We start from the raw sequence: 17,095 nt of genomic DNA on the forward strand, positions 1-17,095 counted from the left end.
TGCAATATCAAATTTCTAAAAGGGATGCACGCCCAGTCCCAGCTCAGCTTTGTTATGGCCTGTTTCTTCTTTATTCTTTGATGCAAACCATAATAAAGCGCATTTGTCTTTATAAAAAATATAGCGTGATTCGTTTAATCTGCTTAAATATTTTTGTTTGGCATAACCTTCATAGCATTGTTCATCTTTTGCAATTCGATCAAATTTTTCTGCAAAAGCATTAAATTTAGCGGCTAGAAATTGAGCCGCCTCTGAAGAATCCCAGGAGCTAGTTAAGAGCTTGGTAATATTATTAGGTGACGTAAAAATATGGTCATCAAAAGAGTCAAATAGAATATTCCATAAGCTTAATGATTCAAACATGCCTTTAATTTGTGAGATCGTTTGTATAAATTGGCAAACAGTTTGCGCATGCAATTGCAAAATACCTTCTTTTCGTGCTTCTTCTAAAAGAAAAAATTGAATTGTGTGCGCCCATTTTCCATGTACTGGGCCTGCTCCCGCATCTGCAGCTAAATAACCATTTTTTAATAGGACATTATTAAACAGATCAGCAGTTAATTCACCATGTAAAATTGGGGTATGTTTGGGATACTGAAAATCAGGGCTGGTTTTAAATTCATCACTAATCTCGGAAGAGGTTGGGGTATTAAAATGATTTTTGCTTCCCCAATCATCGAAAAACTGCCGTAAAGATTTTTTTTCTTCTTGGTTAAATAAAAAATATGCAGTTACAAACTTTTTTAAACCACGTAATACTAATTCCTCGTTGCAGAAAAATTTCCAGACTGCAATAACATCTTCTTTTACATTTTTGTCTAAGTCAGTGTATCCAAAATCTTGTAAGCATTGCTCATAATTATTCGTATCTTTTTTTCCAATTTGTATGAGTTCAACAGTCATGATTTTTCCTTTTGAAAACCAATTATATTTCGACAGTAATGATTTTTTAGAAGATTAAATAAGATGTACAATAAATTTAAGTTCAACGCATTTAATGCTAATTATTTAGTAGTGTCCATGTCAAATGATTGATTCATAGATCCAAGGAGGCTCAATTTAATGTAGAAAGGCGAAACTCAGCAAGAGATAACGATCTGAGTTTCGCTCAAACTAACTCTATGTTATACAGCGCTGCTTGTATCCGCTTTGCTTTCATCAGCAACCGGGTTTTTAGGTAAAAACGTTAAACCTATAAATATCAGAAATAGGAATTGGATTGCATTACAATAAAGCGCAAAATGCAGGTTGTTGTGCTGCTTATAAAATAAATTAGCTATTTCTGTTCCTAGTGCACCAACGACCATAATGCCTAGACTAACCAATGCAGATGCCGTGCCTTTGCTTACGGATGTTACAAAAAGGCAGTATCTATTTAAAGGTGCATTAATCACACTCAGCGCAAAGAAGTAAATAATTGTTCCAGGCAGCAAATAATAATAGGCATTCCCATAAAGAAAAGGAAGCAAAGAAGTTAAAATTGCCCCAATAATCATGATAAAGCAGCCTAAAAAAACTATTTGTTCAATTTTGTATTTATAGGTTAATTTGTGTAAAAACCAATTGCCCAAAATGGTTGCACCAAATACAGGGAGTTGCCAAAGCCCATATTGAATCACCGTAAGTCGCGCCTCAACAATCAAAATGATTGGGGCTAATGCAATCCAGGCAATACAGGGAATACCAACTGTTCCGGCAGCTAGAGTACCAAAACAAAACTTTTTATTGGTAAAAAGATCTTTATAGTTTTGAAATACTTTGTGTGCCGAGAATTTAGTTTTAGGAGTTAGTTCTCCATTTCTCTTTGTTTGTCCTATAGGCTCTGGCATGTATCGCCACAATCCCCATAATGCAACAAGAGCTCCAAGCGCAATAGTCACAAAGATGTAACGCCATGAAGTATAATGAATGACTATGGCTCCTATAAGAGGCCCTAATAATGGGGCAAGAATTGCCACATTGGCCATAATGGATATTAAGCGAATTGCATCCATTTCTTCAAAAATCTCTTGAATTGTTGCATAGCCTATTACGCCAATAAAACATAATCCCATGCCTTGAAAAAACCGTGCTATCAAAAACTGGTTCATTGAATTGGAGCAAGCAATAAATAAAGTAAAAATAAAAAATAGGAGTGCACCAAGCAGCATCATAGGTCTGCGTCCATAACTATCCGATATAGGACCTAAGAAGATTTGCAGGCTTGCGCCCCCAAGAATATAAACACTCAAAGAGGTAGCTACAGCGGATTCTGGTGCATTAAAAGAACGAACAACATGAATCATGCCGGGCATGATCATGTCGTTGGCAATATAAGTTAAAAATTCATACATGACAAAAAAGCAGGTAAATATAAGTGCCTGTTTTTTTGTTATAGGAATAAGGGGTTCAGCCATAACAGAACTCTTGTTGATTCATTTTTTCTTTAAGTGTACTTCTCTGTAATTCTGTGATTAATTTTTATATACTCTGTTGATGTTCAATTTTGCGAAACAATCTTATGAAATGGTATTTTTTTGGTGAAGATAGCGGCAAACCCAGAATTAATGAACATTTAATGATTTACATCCTTAGTTTACTTGATCCAACCTCGCAGTTCAAGGCATCCCTGGTCAATCATAAATGGAAAGAGCTCGTCGAATTAACTCACAAATACATGAATTTATTGCCAACAATTCATCGTATTCCACTGCTTTCTGAGGTAGGTCTTGATGTATTAAGATTAAAATTAATGTCAGGAGGAATGACAAATACTGTATATAGAGTCCAAGTTGGATCTGATATTAGCAAATGGCTTATAAAATCTCCTGGAGTCAGTCCAACTCTTATTGAGCGTAACAGACCTCAACGATGGGTATTACGAATTCCAGGAGAAGTATCATCATTTTCCGTATCGCGTAAATATGAATTAGAAAATGCCCGTAAGGCATCGGTTTTGGGACTTAATGTACCTATAGAACATTTTGAGCCCGATGGATTGCAATTAACTAAGTTTATAGAAAATGTTCAAATTTTGGATGAAAAAACATTGCAACGTGTTGATATATTACAAACACTAGCCGTTATGGCAAAAAAGTTACATACCTCGGAGCGTTTTGATAACGATATTGCTGTTTTTGAACGTAATGAAGGATTAGTGGAACAATTAAAAATAAAAAATTTTGTTTTCCCTAAAGAAATGGATTTTGTAGTGAAACAGATGTCCTATTTGAAAAATTTGTTCTCTTCTTATCAAATTGAAATGAGTCCATGTCATAATGATTCAACGCCATTGAACTACATGATGTCGCTTTTAGGGGTAAAGAAACAAGAGGTTTTCTATCAAATTGATTGGGAGTATTCAAGCAATAACGACTTTATGTGGGATCTTGTTTATTTTGCTAGAGAAGCAAAACTCAGCAAAGAACAAGAGTTAATTTATTTAACCGCGTATTTTGGGAAAGAAAAACTTACAGAGTCAGTCTTGGCATGGTTCAATGCTTATAAACCTGTCGTGGAATGGTGGATAACCCTTTGGTCATGGACCCAATTGGCAAATGAAGCCAAATCTGTGGGTAAGAATGAATATGAAAACTTGGGGAAAGAGCGTTTCGCAAAAACTCTGGATCTTTTACACAGCGAGGACTACAAAAATGCCCTTGCTGTTATTGATACAGAGCGGTTAGATTCTTCTTTTATCGGTCATCGGCCTTTTAACATTTAATTATAGCCTGAGTGTAGCGCACCCAGGCTACAAAAACCAGGCTTCGATTGTTTTAGGGCATATGACTCAAAAATTCTTGCAAGTGTTTTTTCTCCTGCTCGGAACTTAAATAGATTTTGAGCGATTCCAGGGCACGGTGATATTCATCATATTGCAGTATGCCTCGCATCAGTTCAAATCGTAGGAAAACACAGTATGTATTGAGTACATCTGTTTCACAGTAATCACGAATACTTTTTATTTGGCCTGATAAAAACTGCTCCCAGACTTTGGAGCCACTCATGCCCATTTTTCCAGGGAATCCAAGCATACTGGATATTTCATCCAAGGGGGCAAAAGCTTTATTTTGATATCCTGCAATGACATCCATAAGATCAAGATGTCGATAATGAAATCGACTTAAGTAATTGTTCCAACGGAAATTTTGTTGATTGTCACCGTTTTCCCAATAAGTAGGTGCTGTAATTCCATGTAATAGGGAACGGTAGTGTAAAACCGGCAAATCAAAGCCACTGCCATTCCAGCTGACTAAAGTCGGAGTATGTTTGTCAATTCCAGCAAAAAAACGAGTTATTAGTTCTTTTTCATCAGAGGCCTCATCACCTAAAGACCAAACTTTTATTTGTGAGCCATGGCTCATAACTAAAGAAATGGCACAAATTTTTTGCAGGTAATGAGGTAAAAAATCATGGCCCACCTTGGCGCGACGTAAAGCAAACATCGCTTCCGCAGTATCCTTATCAGACAATCCGTGCAAATCATATAAATTACGTCCCGCTTCAATATCGGGGATTGTTTCTATATCGAATACAAGAATAGTCATTGGCTCAACTTAATTTTTTATGAATGAATTCATATTTTAACATGGGGCAATTCAGGGAAATAGTAATTTATTTTTTAAAATAACAGCTTATTTTGAGTTCATCATACGTGGATTGTAGCGCCCAAATTTGCTAAAATGATCTTTTTATTGTTTGGCTGCTCATGGACGCTCTATTGCAAAATGTTAAGAAGTTGCGAATAATCTTTTTGTTGTTTACTTTTTTCCTTACTGCTTGTGTCCATCCTCCTGCGGATGTCAATAACCTTTGTAATATATTTAGACAATACCCTAAATGGTATAAAGATGCTAAGGATGTTGAACGTCGATGGAGGGTTCCTGTTCCAGTGCAAATGGCTATTATTCACCAGGAATCAAAATTTAATGCTAGAGCACGGCCAGCACGCAAAAAACTCTTCTGTGTCATTCCCTGGAAAAGACCTTCTTCAGCTTATGGATACACCCAAGCGTTAGATGGAACCTGGAGTCATTACAAGCAAAATTGTGGAGGATGGTTTGCTTCACGTGGTGATTTTAGTGATGGTGTGGATTTTATTGGTTGGTATGCAAATGAAGCTTATAAAAAAGCAAGAATTCCTCGTACGGATGCTTATTCACTTTATTTGGCCTACCATGAAGGTATAGGTGGTTATCAGCGTAAAACCTATTTAAGAAAATCATGGTTAATACCTGTTGCCCGCAAAGTAAAAGCGCGTTCACAACTTTATGCAGCGCAACTTAATTCGTGTAAAAAGATATTTGAATCACGATCCTGGTTTTAAGATGCAATGAGGAAGTAATTGGGGTGGAAACTAGGTTATATTTGAATTTATATGGTTTAATAAGTAATAATATATTCAGTAATTAAAACTGATAGATTACTAAGGAGTTTTTTAATGCGATTAATGCTTTTGGGTGGGCCGGGTGCAGGAAAAGGAACCCAGGCTTTACGTTTGATAGAACGCTATCAAATTCCGCAAATCTCCACAGGTGATATGCTGCGTGCGGCTATCGCACAAGGAACTCCTTTGGGACTAAGTGCCAAAAAGATTATGGAAACAGGCGGTCTGGTACCTGATGATATTATTATTGGCTTAGTTAAAGAGCGATTAAAAAAGAGTGACTGTGCCAATGGCTTTCTATTTGATGGTTTCCCTAGAACGATTGTACAGGCAAATGCACTAAAACAAGCAGAAATCTATTTAGATCATGTCATTGAAATTGATGTTAATGATGAAGAAATCATCAAACGAATTAGTGGACGACGTATTCATCAACCTTCTGGTCGTGTATATCATATTCAAAACCATCCTCCAAAGCGCGAGGGAGTGGATGATGTTACCGGAGAGGCTTTAATTCAACGCGAAGATGATAAAGAAGAAACTGTAAGAAAGCGTTTAGAAGTTTATCGCAGTCAAACAGCGCCGTTAATCAATTATTATAAATCATGGGCTGAGAGTGGTACTCATGGTGCTCCTGAATTTCATAGTATTTGTGGCACTGGAGATGTAGATGAAGTCTTTCAAAAAATTGTCAACTCCATCGAAGCTAAGGAAGAAATATGACCAGCCTCAATATAACTAATGCTGAGTTCCAATCTTTAATTGATGAAAACGAAATTGTATTTATTGATTTTTGGGCTGACTGGTGCGCTCCATGTAAACAATTTTCTAAGGTTTATGAGCAAGTTGCTGAACAGTTTCCTAATATAAAGTTTGCAAAAGTAAATATTGAAGCGGAGCAACAATTATCTGATTTTTTTGAAATACGCTCCATTCCTCATCTGATGGTTTTCAAAGAGGGGATTGTAATTTATTCAAATGCTGGCAGTATGCCAGCCTCTACGCTAAAGGAGTTGGTTGAGCAAGCAGTGGCAGTTGATGTCAGTGCAATAAAAGCGGAGCTTCAAGAAAAGGATGAGAAATAACTTGCGATAAGTACTTTGCAAGCTCATTCTTTCCCACCTCATCAATGATTAGATCAAGCTTGGTTCGTCGCTTGAGTATATCATCACAACTTTGTGCCCATTCTTCTAAAATCAAATAATCTACTTCAACTTGATAAAGGTAGGTACAGTACTTTTTTCCCAGGGATTCCCTGCTATTACAAGGAGCAAGAAATATTTCCATACGACTTCCATAGGTATATAAATAGCGCTCCAGTAAGTCTTTATCCATCCATTTGTATTTCTCTTTAGCATATTGCGTATATTGCTCAAAATTCATATCTTCAAAAACAGCTCCGGGTAAGGGAGTTGAGGGAGTAATTGAAGGCCCCATTTGTGGGAATGTTGGTAGAAGCTGATTGATGACCTCTTCTGCCAATTGGCGGTAAGTGGTTATTTTACCACCATAAATTGTAACGATAGGAGCCGGTTTAAAATGTACTTTATAGGAATAGTCACGGCTTAAAGTCCTTGCTTCCTTGCTTTCATCGGCGAGTAACGCCCTAACACCACTCCAAGCATAGATAATATCTTTTTCAGATATTTTGCATTCAAAATATAAATTAACTAACCCAATTAAATACAGAGTTTCTTCATTACTAATACTTGCATCCCCGGGATTATTACCAGTTAATGGAATATCGGTTGTGCCTATCATACTAAATCCATGATAAGGAATAACAAAGATGATACGTTTGTCCTGATGCTGCAATAAATATGCGTGATTGCCCTTATAAATTTGGGGGACAATAATATGACTACCCTTAATTAAACTAATTTTCTGGCGATCAGGAGTTTGAGTAAGCTGCTCTACGGATTTAACCCATGGACCTGCTGCATTAACCACTGATTTGGCATAGAGTGTATAGCTTGAACCTATTTTAGGTTGTACGGTCAATTGCCATAAATTATTTATAATTTCAGCATGAATTACTGTAGAGTGCGTTCGTATGCTTGCCCCATGATTTTTCGCTTGAATTGCATTAACAACGGTTAGGCGAGCGTCATCTGTTACAGCGTCATAGAATAGGAAACCCATGTTCAGTTTATTGATTAGGGCAGCAAAATAGTTTTTTGTACTTTTTCTATAAATTATTTTGCATTTAGGCAGGCGATTTTTGCTGCTCAAATGATCATAAATAAATAAACCCAAACGCAAAAACCAGGCGGGGCGCATGTGCTTTTCATAGGGGAGAACCATGGCTTGAGGATGAACTAAATGCGGCGCCAAGTCCAAGAGTCTTTGTCTTTCGGTTATTGCTTTTTTAACCATTCCAAATTCATAATTTTCTAAATATCTTAACCCTCCATGAATGAGCTTTGTACTGCTTGAAGATGTTTTAGAGGCTAAATCATCTTGTTCCAAGAGCACTACAGACAATCCTCTCAATGCCGCATCCGCAGCACAACCACAGCCATTGATGCCGCCACCAATAATTGCAACATCAAAAACCGCATTCATATTTTGGTCTCCATAAAAAAAGTATACACTTACAATATACACATAATAGTTGGGACAAGGAACTCTGCAACAATGAATTATTTACTTGCGCTAGATCAAGGAACGAGCAGCACACGAGCCATGGTATACACTGTTCATGGTGCATTAGTTGCCGCCAGTCAATATCCGATCACCCAGTATTATCCTCAAGCGGGTTGGGTCGAACATAATCCGGAAGAAATATGGCAAAAAACCCTAGCCGCAATGCGTGATGTGGTATCTCAAGTTCCAGCGGAGCACATAGTATCTTGTGGCTTAACAAATCAAAGAGAAACTACTGTAATCTGGAATAAAAAAACTGGCGTATGCCTTGCTCCTGCTATTGTATGGCAGGATCGTAGAACTGCTGGATACTGCCATACTTTGGCTGCTGATGAAGCCATGATTCAAGAGAAAACAGGTTTAATTCCCGATCCTTATTTTTCTGCAACTAAATTAAAATGGCTTTTAGAAAATAATCCTGAATCAAAAATGTTGGCAGATAAGGGGGACTTAGCTTTTGGTACCATTGATAGTTTCCTAATTTGGCGCTTAACTACAGAACATTTGCATTTGACTGATATGACCAATGCGTCAAGAACGATGCTGTTTAATATCAAAGAAGAACAATGGGATTTAGATTTACTTAATTATTTTAAAATCCCTGAATCTGTTTTGCCTAAAGTTTGTGCAAGTGACAGTCATTTTGGGATGATTGATAAACAGTGGCTTGGTATTGAGTTACCAATTACAGGAGTTGCTGGTGATCAGCAAGCGGCATTAATTGGTCAAGGCTGTTTCAAAATGGGGATGATAAAAGCAACTTTTGGAACGGGGGCATTTTTGTTACTAAATACAGGAGGAAAACCTGTATTATCACAACATAAACTTTTAACAACAATTGCTTATAAGATTCAAGGACAAACAACTTACGGACTTGAAGGAAGTATTTATCATGCTGGTACTGCTGTACAATGGTTAAGAGACTCAATGAAGCTGATTACTCATGCTGATGAAACTGAGACACTAGCCAATTCATTGAGTGGAAATGAGGGGGTTTATCTCGTTTCAGCATTTACAGGTTTAGGCGCACCTCATTGGTTATCTGCACCTGGAGCATTCATGGTTGGTTTAAGTTTATCGAGCAACAGGGCGCATTTTGCCAGGGCGGTATTAGAAGGTGTTTGTTATCAAACTCGAGAAGTATGTCTTTGTATGAGAGAAGATAGCCAGTTGGACTTATCACTATTACGTGTCGACGGTGGAATGGCTGTCAATAGATGGTTTTTACAATTTTTAGCTGATCAATGCCAATTAGAGATCCAAAAGCCCAAGAATATTGAAACAACAGCTAAAGGTGCAGCAATATTAGCAGCTCTGGGGTGTGGCGTCTTTAACTCTTTGGATGAACTGCATGCAATTTGGGATGTAGAACAAGCGTTTATACCACAAAGATCCTTAGAGCAGGTGGAACTGGATTATCGTGGCTGGAGGCAGGCATTACAAAAAATAAAGGTTAATGAGAAATATGATGAATAAGAGTAGGCAGAATTAAGCTATTGAACAAGATAATTGGAACTTTGGCCCCACACCCAGAGCTCAATGAGGTTTGTAGATCTTGACTTTATCTTATGCCCCGCGGCTTGTCAGCAGGATGCCTGGATGCCGCGGACAAGCCCTGAGCGATCCACGTGAAATTTAACCCCCTACGTACCGCGCATAAAGAGCAGGACGTAGAAAGTTGAGTATGTTTAAAAACTTCAAGGATCTCTCAGGGACAGGCCGCGGCACATAGAATAACCCCTTACTTAACGACAGCGCGGCTGTGTTATTATCAAGGCTACATTTTAAATTTTAGGGAACATCTCTGGTTTTTTCACCCGTATAAAGCTGACGAGGCCTACCAATTCTTGATTTAGTGGCAACCATCTCCATCCAATGGCTCATCCAGCCAACAGTGCGAGCCAGAGCAAAAACTACCGTAAACATATTGGTTGGAATTCCTATAGCGCTTAAAGTCAGACCAGAATAGAAATCAACATTGGGATAAAGTTTTTTCTCAATAAAATAATCATCCTCAAGGGCAATGCGTTCAAGCTCCATAGCGAGCTTGAATAATGGAGCATCTTTTGCTCCTACAGCTTCCAATACATCATAGCAGGTTTGGCGCATTACTTTCGCTCTTGGGTCATAACTCTTATAAACGCGATGTCCAAATCCCATTAACCGGAATGGATCATCTTTGTCTTTTGCTCGTTTGATGTAATGTTGAATACGATCGACACTGCCAATTTCTTTAAGCATATTGAGACATGCTTCGTTTGCACCCCCATGCGCAGGTCCCCATAATGCACCAATTCCTGCAGAGATGCATGCGAAAGGATTTGCACCAGTTGATCCAGCGAGGCGAACAGTTGAAGTAGAAGCATTTTGCTCATGATCCGCATGCAATATGAAAATCGTATCCATAGCACGTACTAGGACTGGATCAGGAGTGGATTCCTCTGTAGGAACGCTAAACATCATATGCAAGAAATTTTCGGCATAAGACATTTTATTTTGTGGATAAATATAAGGTAACCCTATTGAATATTTATAACTCATTGCCGCAAAAGTAGGCATTTTAGCAACCATACGAATCGCAGAAATAAAGCGGTCTTCCGCATTATTTAAATCCATAGTGTCGTGATAAAATGCAGACAGGGCGCCAACCATGCCGACCATAATCGCCATTGGATGTGCATCACGACGGAAACCATTTAAGAACTGATACATTTGCTGATGTACCATAGTATGATTGTTAATTAAATTAACAAATTTCTTCTTCTCTTCAGCATTAGGCAATTCGCCATTGAGTAAAAGATAACTTACATCAAGAAAATCTTTTTTCTCAGCCAATTGCTCAATAGGATAGCCTCGATAAAGTAATATGCCCTTATCACCATCGATATAGGTGATTTTTGATTCACAGGAGGCAGTCGATAAAAAGCCTTGGTCAAAGGTGAAGACGCCATGCGCACCCAGTTGTGTGATATCAATCACATCATTCCCTAATGTGGGCTTATATACGGGTAATTCAAGCGGCTCTTGGCCTTCAAGGCTAAGTTTAGCTGTTTTTTTTGTCATTGCTTCTCCTGATAAAGGATTCATTTGAATTGTGCGTGGCACTATATACAAAATGAGCACTTACAGTCAATTTTATTATGGTTTAGAATTTCTAAGAATGACAGTAAAATACAATAAATTTATCTCGTCAAGGTAGGGGTGCAGACCTCTCTTGCATTTTATCGTTTCTCCTTACATTGGGGTGCTTTGCTTGGGCTACATTTTAGTGTAGATGATTTAATTAAATCCGTCTGTGTGGTATCCTTTATTATTAAAAAATTACCGTCAAGGATACGTCCAAACTATGGTTTACCTAGCTAAAGAAGTCTTGCCAGTTAATATTGAAGATGAGTTAAAGCAATCTTATTTAGATTATGCGATGAGTGTCATTGTAGGCAGGGCTTTGCCTGATGTTCGTGATGGATTGAAACCGGTCCATCGACGCGTGTTGTATGCGATGAGTGAATTAGGCAACGATTGGAATAAACCCTATAAAAAATCTGCGCGTGTCGTAGGGGATGTAATCGGTAAATACCACCCACATGGTGATACAGCAGTTTATGACACTATAGTCCGCATGGCTCAGCCTTTTTCGATGCGTTATCTTTTGGTAGATGGGCAGGGTAACTTCGGTTCTGTAGATGGTGATGCGCCTGCAGCAATGCGATATACCGAAGTAAGAATGTCCAAGGTGGCCCATGCTTTATTGGCGGATCTTGAGAAAGAAACAGTTGATTTTAGTCCTAACTATGATGAAACAGAATTCGCTCCTGTAGTTTTGCCTTCACGTATACCTAATTTATTAGTTAACGGCTCTTCTGGTATCGCTGTAGGTATGGCGACGAACATCCCCCCACATAACCTTACCGAAGTCATCAATGCGTGTATTGCTCTGGTTGATGATCCTGAATTAAGTCTGGATGACATTATGGAAATTATTCCTGGTCCAGATTTTCCAACAGCAGCCATTATTAATGGTCGAGCTGGAATTATTCAGGGCTATCGTACTGGAAAAGGACGTGCCATTATTCGAGCGCGAACAGAAATTGAAACAGATGAAGATACAGGGCGGCAAGCGATTATTATCACGGAGCTTCCTTACCAAGTGAACAAAGCCCGTTTGGTTGAACGTATTGCCGAATTGGTGCGAGATAAAAAGCTCGAAGGTATCTCTGGCCTTAGGGATGAGTCTGATAAACAGGGCATGCGTGTCGTTATCGAACTAAAGCGTAATGAAGTGGCGGATGTTATTTTAAATAATTTATATGCTCATACTCAAATGCAAAATGTGTTTGGAATTAACATGGTTGCTTTAGTTGATGGTCAACCGCGCACATTAAATTTAAAACAAATTCTTGAATATTTTATTAAGCATCGACGTGAAGTTGTAACCAGAAGAACTTTATTTGATCTGAAAAAAGCGCGTGCGCGTGCTCATTTATTAGAAGGGTTGGGAATTGCTTTAGCTAATATTGATGAAATGATTGCTTTAATTAAAAAATCACCAACACCTCAAGATGCTAAAGAAGCATTACTTGCCAAATTGTGGCAGCCAGGGATGGTTAAAGCGATGCTGGAAAAAGCAGGTTCTAATGCATCACGACCCGATGATTTGGCTCCTGAATTTGGTTTAAATGCTGATGGATATAAATTATCAGAAGCTCAGGCTCAAGCCATTCTTGAGTTAAGACTTCATCGCTTAACTGCTTTGGAGCAGGATAAAATCTTAGGTGAGTTTGAAGAATTATTAAAATTGATTCGCGAATTGTTGGAAATATTAGCTTCTCCAGAACGACTCATGCAAGTGATCCGTGATGAGCTTATTGAAATAAAAACCCAATTTGGTGACGAACGTCGAACTGAAATCACTGCATCACAAGAAGATTTGACAATTGAAGACCTCATTACTGAAGAGAATGTGGTGGTCACTCTATCGCATCAAGGGTATGTGAAATATCAGCCTCTCACTGCATATCAGGCTCAACGCAGAGGTGGCAAGGGTAAATCTGCAACAAATGTTAAAGATGAGGACTTTGTTTCCCGCTTGGTTATTGCCAGCACGCACGATACATTGCTTTGCTTCTCTAACCATGGAAAACTTTATTGGTTAAAAGCTTATGAGCTTCCCTTAGCCAGTCGTATTTCTCGTGGCCGCCCGATTATAAACATATTGCCGCTTGCTGAAGGCGAGGAAATTAATGCCATGTTGCCGGTCAGGGAATATCAAGATGGTTATTATGTATTTATGGCCACTAAAAAAGGAACGGTTAAGAAAGTACCTTTAAATGCGTTTAGCAGGCCTCGATCTAATGGAATTATTGCTGTTGATCTGGATGAGGATGACAGTTTAGTTGGAGTTGATATCACTGATGGCAGTAAGGATATCATGTTATTTACTGATGCAGGTAAAGTAGTTCGCTTTGATGAAAACAAAGTACGGCCTATGGGGCGTACTGCTCGTGGAGTGCGAGGCATTCGCATCGAAGAAGGCCAGGCTGTGATCTCCCTGGTAGTGGCTCATTCAGATGGAACCATATTGACTGCAACAGAAAATGGATATGGTAAACGTACTTCAATTCAAGAATATCGGGTTTCTGGACGCGGTGGACAAGGTGTGATTTCCATTCAGGTAAGCGAGCGTAATGGTAAAGTGGTTCGCTCAGTACAGGTTACCGATGGAGATGAGGCCATGTTAATAACAGATAAAGGTACGTTGGTGCGCTTTAAGGTCAGTGAATTATCTGTAATTGGTCGAAATACACAAGGTGTTCGCTTGATCAATGTCAGCCCAGGTGAAAAAGTAGTTGGGATGCAAAAAATTGAAGATTTGGGCGAGGACTCTAATGAGTCTAATGATTTGAGTGAGGACTCCGACGAGTCCAATAATGTAACTGAAATTGAAGAAAATAGTGATGACAACTCGAGTTTATAATTTTGGTGCAGGTCCTTCTATGCTTCCTGAGACTGTTCTTAAGGAAGCTCAGGAAGAATTTCTTGATTGGCAAAATCTTGGTGTTTCTATTCTTGAAGTGGGACATCGTAGTCCGGAATTTTCAGCTCTATTAAATCACGCAGAACAGTCTTTAAGAGAATTGCTTTTTATACCTCAAAATTACCATGTTTTATTTTTGGGAGGAGCAGCCCGCACCCAATTTGCCATGATCCCAATGAATCTCTTAAATCCAGAAGAGCAGGGAGGATATCTGGTTACAGGGATATGGTCACATATGGCTTTTTCTGAAGCACAGCACTTGAAAAAAGCATATTGTATTGCCAGTGATGAAGAAAATGGCTATAAAACAATTCCTGATCCGAAAAATTGGAAAATAAAAGAAAATACATCTTACGTTTACTATACCCCAAATGAAACCATAAATGGAGTTCGCTTTCCTTATGTTCCTAACTCCAAGGGAATTACATTAATCGCTGATATGACATCAGCTCTGCTTAGCGAGCCTGTAGATGTCAAAAATTTTGGCTTAATTTTTGCTGGGGCTCAGAAAAACATAGCTAATGCTGGATTAACCGTAGTAATTATTAGGGATGATTTATTAGAAAGAATGCCTATTCCCCCTGTGCCAACCATGCTAAGTTATAAAATTCAAGCAGAGCATCATTCGCTTTACGCTACTTCGCCAGTTTTTAATTGCTATTTGGCTGATAAAATATTTGATTGGATGAAAGCACAAGGTGGAGTTGAAGAAATATATCGCGTAAATTGCCAGAAAGCTGCCAAATTATACCAATATTTGGATAATACTGATTTTTATACTACTCATATAAATCCTGAAGTACGTTCTATAGTTAATGTTTGTTTTTCACTCAAAAACGATAAATTAGAGAATGAATTCCTTCGCTTAGCTCAACTCAGAGGTTTATATGCTTTAAAGGGACATCGTTTCGTAGGTGGGATTCGTGCCAGTCTTTATAATGCAATGCCTATGGCAGGGGTTGATGCACTTATTGAATTCATGTCTGAATTTGCAAAGGAACATAGTCGGTGAGAATACATAATTTTATAAGTAAACCTGTTCATTCAATAAAGGGTGAAATTACAGTACCTGGTGATAAGTCAATTTCTCATCGTTCCATTATTTTTGGTTCTATAGCTAAAGGAACAACAATTATCAATGGATTTCTCGATGGTGATGATTGCATGGCTACCCTTAAAGCGTTTCAAGCAATGGGAGTTACAATAGAAGGGCCTGATGAACAGCAAGTGATAATTTACGGTGTTGGTAAGCATGGACTGCAAAAGCCAGAAAAGATTATTGATTGTGGAAACTCTGGGACCAGCATGCGTTTATTAGCCGGATTATTGGCGGCGCAATCTTTTGACAGTCAATTAACTGGGGATGAGAGTTTATTGAAGAGACCCATGCTGCGTGTTAGTAAACCATTAACAGAAATGGGTGCCTATATTACTATTGTCGATGGTAAGCCTCCTATTACAATTAAAGGAGGAAAGAATCTTAGAGGGATCCATTATATAATGCCTGAAGCGAGTGCTCAGGTAAAGTCGTGTATTCTATTAGCAGGACTTTATGCTGAGGGTGAAACGCGAATTACGGAAATAGGGGTAAGCCGTGATCACACAGAGTTAATGCTCAAAAACTTTTCTTATCCAGTGCATCGCTCGGATAATACTCTAATTATTAACTCTGCAAATCAATGCCTAGGCACTGATATATATATTCCTGGAGATATTTCATCTGCGGCATTTTTTATTGTTGCTGCTTCTATTGTCCCTGGCTCTGATATTCTCATTCGGAATGTAGGTATTAACCCAACACGTACAGGGATAATTCATATTTTGCTGGAAATGGGAGCTAATATTACCCTTTTAGATCAGCGACAGTTGGGTGAGGAGTGGGTCGCTGATTTACGAATTAAATATGCACCATTAAAAGGAATTAATATCGAAGCAAATATGGTTCCACTTGCAATTGATGAGTTTCCTGTTATTTTTATAGCCGCAGCGTGTGCCCAAGGAAAAACTACACTGCATGGTGCAAGCGAGTTGCGCTTTAAAGAAAGTGATCGAATTGCTGCTATGGTTGATGGTTTAAAAAAATTAGGCATTCATGCGCAAGCATTAGATGATGGAATAATGATTGAAGGAGGAACATTACATGGAGGCATTGTTGAGAGCAGAGGCGATCATCGTATTGCCATGTCTTTTGCAATTGCCGGGGCTGTAGCTAGTGATCCTGTTACTATAAAAAATTGTGTCAATGTAGCTACCTCATTTCCTTTGTTTGTAGAAACTGCAAAGGAACTTCAATTACACATAGAGGAAACTGTTGATAATGTACAATGACACTGTACCCGTGATTACCCTGGACGGACCAAGCGGAACTGGTAAAGGAACGCTATGCCAATTACTTGCAAAACATCTTAAATGGAATATGCTTGATAGCGGTGCAATTTACCGTGTTCTTGCTTATGCAGCTAGGAAAAACAAAATCGATTTTAATGAAGTACATGAATTAACTGCACTTGCGCGCTCACTCAATTTACGTTTTGCATCCTCTGATGATTATGAAACACAAGTAATTTTAGATGGAGTGGACATTAGCGCTGAAATTCGAAGCGAACAATGTGGTCAGGATGCGTCTCAGATCGCGGCCATTCAGGAAGTAAGGCACGCTTTGCTTGAGCGCCAACGCAATTTTGCCCAACCTCCTGGTTTGGTTACAGATGGTCGAGATATGGGGACTGTGGTCTTTCCTAATGCAATTTTAAAAGTTTTTTTATATGCAAGTGAAGAAGAAAGAGCAAATAGACGTTATTTACAGTTGAAAGAAAAAGGAATTAATGTTAGCCTCGCGCAGGTTGTAGAAGAATTGGCTAAACGTGATGTAAGGGATACTGCTCGTACGCATGCGCCATTAAAGCCTGCAGATGATGCAGTGCAAATTGATACAACCAGATTATCCATTGTACAAGTGTTTAATATTGTATTAAAATTAATTAATGAACGTTTGTTTGATGCTTAATTATTTGTTGGGGGAAAGATGAGTGGGACTCATTCTTTCATTT

Annotated in this window: 14 protein-coding genes; 9 read left to right on the top strand and 5 right to left on the bottom strand. The window is 38.5% G+C overall.

What is annotated here, in order from left to right; genetic code table 11:
* Positions 1 to 15: 15 nt before the first annotated feature.
* Positions 16 to 903: a LirA/MavJ family T4SS effector gene (locus tag A8O27_RS08170; protein WP_058459772.1), complete on the bottom strand. Its 888-nt coding sequence runs from the start codon at positions 901 to 903 to the stop codon at positions 16 to 18.
* Positions 904 to 1,124: 221 nt separating this feature from the next.
* Positions 1,125 to 2,396 (bottom strand): MFS transporter, encoded by a 1,272-nt coding sequence (locus tag A8O27_RS08175; protein ID WP_058459773.1) that lies wholly within the window; start codon positions 2,394 to 2,396, stop codon positions 1,125 to 1,127.
* A 104-nt stretch (positions 2,397 to 2,500) separates the two neighbouring features.
* Here A8O27_RS08175 and A8O27_RS08180 point away from each other — a divergent pair, with 104 nt between their 5' ends.
* Positions 2,501 to 3,703, top strand: coding sequence for a phosphotransferase family protein (locus A8O27_RS08180; protein ID WP_058459774.1), 1,203 nt, complete (start codon positions 2,501 to 2,503; stop codon positions 3,701 to 3,703).
* A 52-nt stretch (positions 3,704 to 3,755) separates the two neighbouring features.
* Here A8O27_RS08180 and A8O27_RS08185 read toward each other — a convergent pair whose 3' ends face one another.
* Positions 3,756 to 4,526, bottom strand: a complete 771-nt coding sequence (locus A8O27_RS08185; protein WP_058459775.1) for a 3'-5' exonuclease — start codon at positions 4,524 to 4,526, stop codon at positions 3,756 to 3,758.
* A 161-nt stretch (positions 4,527 to 4,687) separates the two neighbouring features.
* Between A8O27_RS08185 and A8O27_RS08190 the strand changes: the two genes are divergently transcribed.
* The 3 genes from A8O27_RS08190 to A8O27_RS08200 all read left to right on the top strand — a co-directional run bounded on the left by A8O27_RS08190 (position 4,688) and on the right by A8O27_RS08200 (position 6,450).
* Positions 4,688 to 5,305: a transglycosylase SLT domain-containing protein gene (locus A8O27_RS08190; protein ID WP_058459776.1), complete on the top strand. Its 618-nt coding sequence runs from the start codon at positions 4,688 to 4,690 to the stop codon at positions 5,303 to 5,305.
* A 114-nt stretch (positions 5,306 to 5,419) separates the two neighbouring features.
* Entirely contained in the window at positions 5,420 to 6,088 is a 669-nt protein-coding gene (adk, locus tag A8O27_RS08195) for an adenylate kinase (protein WP_058459777.1), read from the top strand.
* Positions 6,085 to 6,450 (top strand): thioredoxin family protein, encoded by a 366-nt coding sequence (locus A8O27_RS08200; RefSeq protein ID WP_058459778.1) that lies wholly within the window; start codon positions 6,085 to 6,087, stop codon positions 6,448 to 6,450. The genes adk and A8O27_RS08200 overlap by 4 nt, the downstream gene beginning before the upstream one ends.
* Here the strand turns inward: A8O27_RS08200 and glpD are convergent.
* Positions 6,407 to 7,930 carry a glycerol-3-phosphate dehydrogenase gene (gene glpD, locus A8O27_RS08205; RefSeq protein ID WP_058459779.1) on the bottom strand — a complete coding sequence of 508 codons (1,524 nt, stop codon included), beginning with the start codon at positions 7,928 to 7,930 and terminating at the stop codon, positions 6,407 to 6,409. The two genes, A8O27_RS08200 and glpD, sit on opposite strands and share 44 nt — an antisense overlap.
* A 72-nt stretch (positions 7,931 to 8,002) precedes the next feature.
* Here glpD and glpK point away from each other — a divergent pair, with 72 nt between their 5' ends.
* Positions 8,003 to 9,487 carry a glycerol kinase GlpK gene (glpK, locus tag A8O27_RS08210; protein ID WP_058459780.1) on the top strand — a complete coding sequence of 495 codons (1,485 nt, stop codon included), beginning with the start codon at positions 8,003 to 8,005 and terminating at the stop codon, positions 9,485 to 9,487.
* A 315-nt stretch (positions 9,488 to 9,802) separates the two neighbouring features.
* Here the strand turns inward: glpK and gltA are convergent, their stop codons facing one another.
* A complete protein-coding gene (gltA, locus tag A8O27_RS08215; RefSeq protein ID WP_058459781.1) occupies positions 9,803 to 11,074 on the bottom strand; it encodes a citrate synthase in 1,272 nt (423 codons plus the stop codon).
* 283 nt (positions 11,075 to 11,357) lie between these two features.
* Here gltA and gyrA point away from each other — a divergent pair, with 283 nt between their 5' ends.
* Genes gyrA through cmk form a run of 4 tightly spaced genes read left to right on the top strand, consistent with a single transcriptional unit; the run spans position 11,358 to position 17,052 of the window.
* A complete protein-coding gene (gene gyrA / locus A8O27_RS08220) occupies positions 11,358 to 13,985 on the top strand; it encodes a DNA gyrase subunit A (protein ID WP_058459782.1) in 2,628 nt (875 codons plus the stop codon).
* Entirely contained in the window at positions 13,966 to 15,057 is a 1,092-nt protein-coding gene (gene serC / locus A8O27_RS08225) for a 3-phosphoserine/phosphohydroxythreonine transaminase (protein WP_058459783.1), read from the top strand. Before gyrA ends, serC begins: the two co-directional genes overlap by 20 nt.
* Positions 15,054 to 16,373, top strand: coding sequence for a 3-phosphoshikimate 1-carboxyvinyltransferase (gene aroA / locus A8O27_RS08230; RefSeq protein WP_058459784.1), 1,320 nt, complete (start codon positions 15,054 to 15,056; stop codon positions 16,371 to 16,373). Before serC ends, aroA begins: the two co-directional genes overlap by 4 nt.
* Positions 16,363 to 17,052 (top strand): (d)CMP kinase, encoded by a 690-nt coding sequence (gene cmk, locus A8O27_RS08235; protein WP_058459785.1) that lies wholly within the window; start codon positions 16,363 to 16,365, stop codon positions 17,050 to 17,052. The genes aroA and cmk overlap by 11 nt, the downstream gene beginning before the upstream one ends.
* Positions 17,053 to 17,095: the final 43 nt, after the last annotated feature.

Origin of the sequence: Legionella bozemanae, assembly GCF_001648595.1 — a bacterium.
GTDB lineage: Bacteria > Pseudomonadota > Gammaproteobacteria > Legionellales > Legionellaceae > Legionella > Legionella bozemanae.

Coding starts and splice junctions, on each gene's coding strand:
- glpD (WP_058459779.1), bottom strand. CDS start 7,930: ATGAATGCGGTTTTTGATGTTGCAATTATTGGTGGCGGCATCAATGGC.
- A8O27_RS08175 (WP_058459773.1), bottom strand. CDS start 2,396: ATGGCTGAACCCCTTATTCCTATAACAAAAAAACAGGCACTTATATTT.
- serC (WP_058459783.1), top strand. CDS start 13,966: ATGACAACTCGAGTTTATAATTTTGGTGCAGGTCCTTCTATGCTTCCT.
- cmk (WP_058459785.1), top strand. CDS start 16,363: ATGTACAATGACACTGTACCCGTGATTACCCTGGACGGACCAAGCGGA.
- glpK (WP_058459780.1), top strand. CDS start 8,003: ATGAATTATTTACTTGCGCTAGATCAAGGAACGAGCAGCACACGAGCC.
- A8O27_RS08185 (WP_058459775.1), bottom strand. CDS start 4,526: ATGACTATTCTTGTATTCGATATAGAAACAATCCCCGATATTGAAGCG.
- A8O27_RS08200 (WP_058459778.1), top strand. CDS start 6,085: ATGACCAGCCTCAATATAACTAATGCTGAGTTCCAATCTTTAATTGAT.
- A8O27_RS08170 (WP_058459772.1), bottom strand. CDS start 903: ATGACTGTTGAACTCATACAAATTGGAAAAAAAGATACGAATAATTAT.
- gyrA (WP_058459782.1), top strand. CDS start 11,358: ATGGTTTACCTAGCTAAAGAAGTCTTGCCAGTTAATATTGAAGATGAG.
- gltA (WP_058459781.1), bottom strand. CDS start 11,074: ATGACAAAAAAAACAGCTAAACTTAGCCTTGAAGGCCAAGAGCCGCTT.
- A8O27_RS08190 (WP_058459776.1), top strand. CDS start 4,688: ATGGACGCTCTATTGCAAAATGTTAAGAAGTTGCGAATAATCTTTTTG.
- adk (WP_058459777.1), top strand. CDS start 5,420: ATGCGATTAATGCTTTTGGGTGGGCCGGGTGCAGGAAAAGGAACCCAG.
- A8O27_RS08180 (WP_058459774.1), top strand. CDS start 2,501: ATGAAATGGTATTTTTTTGGTGAAGATAGCGGCAAACCCAGAATTAAT.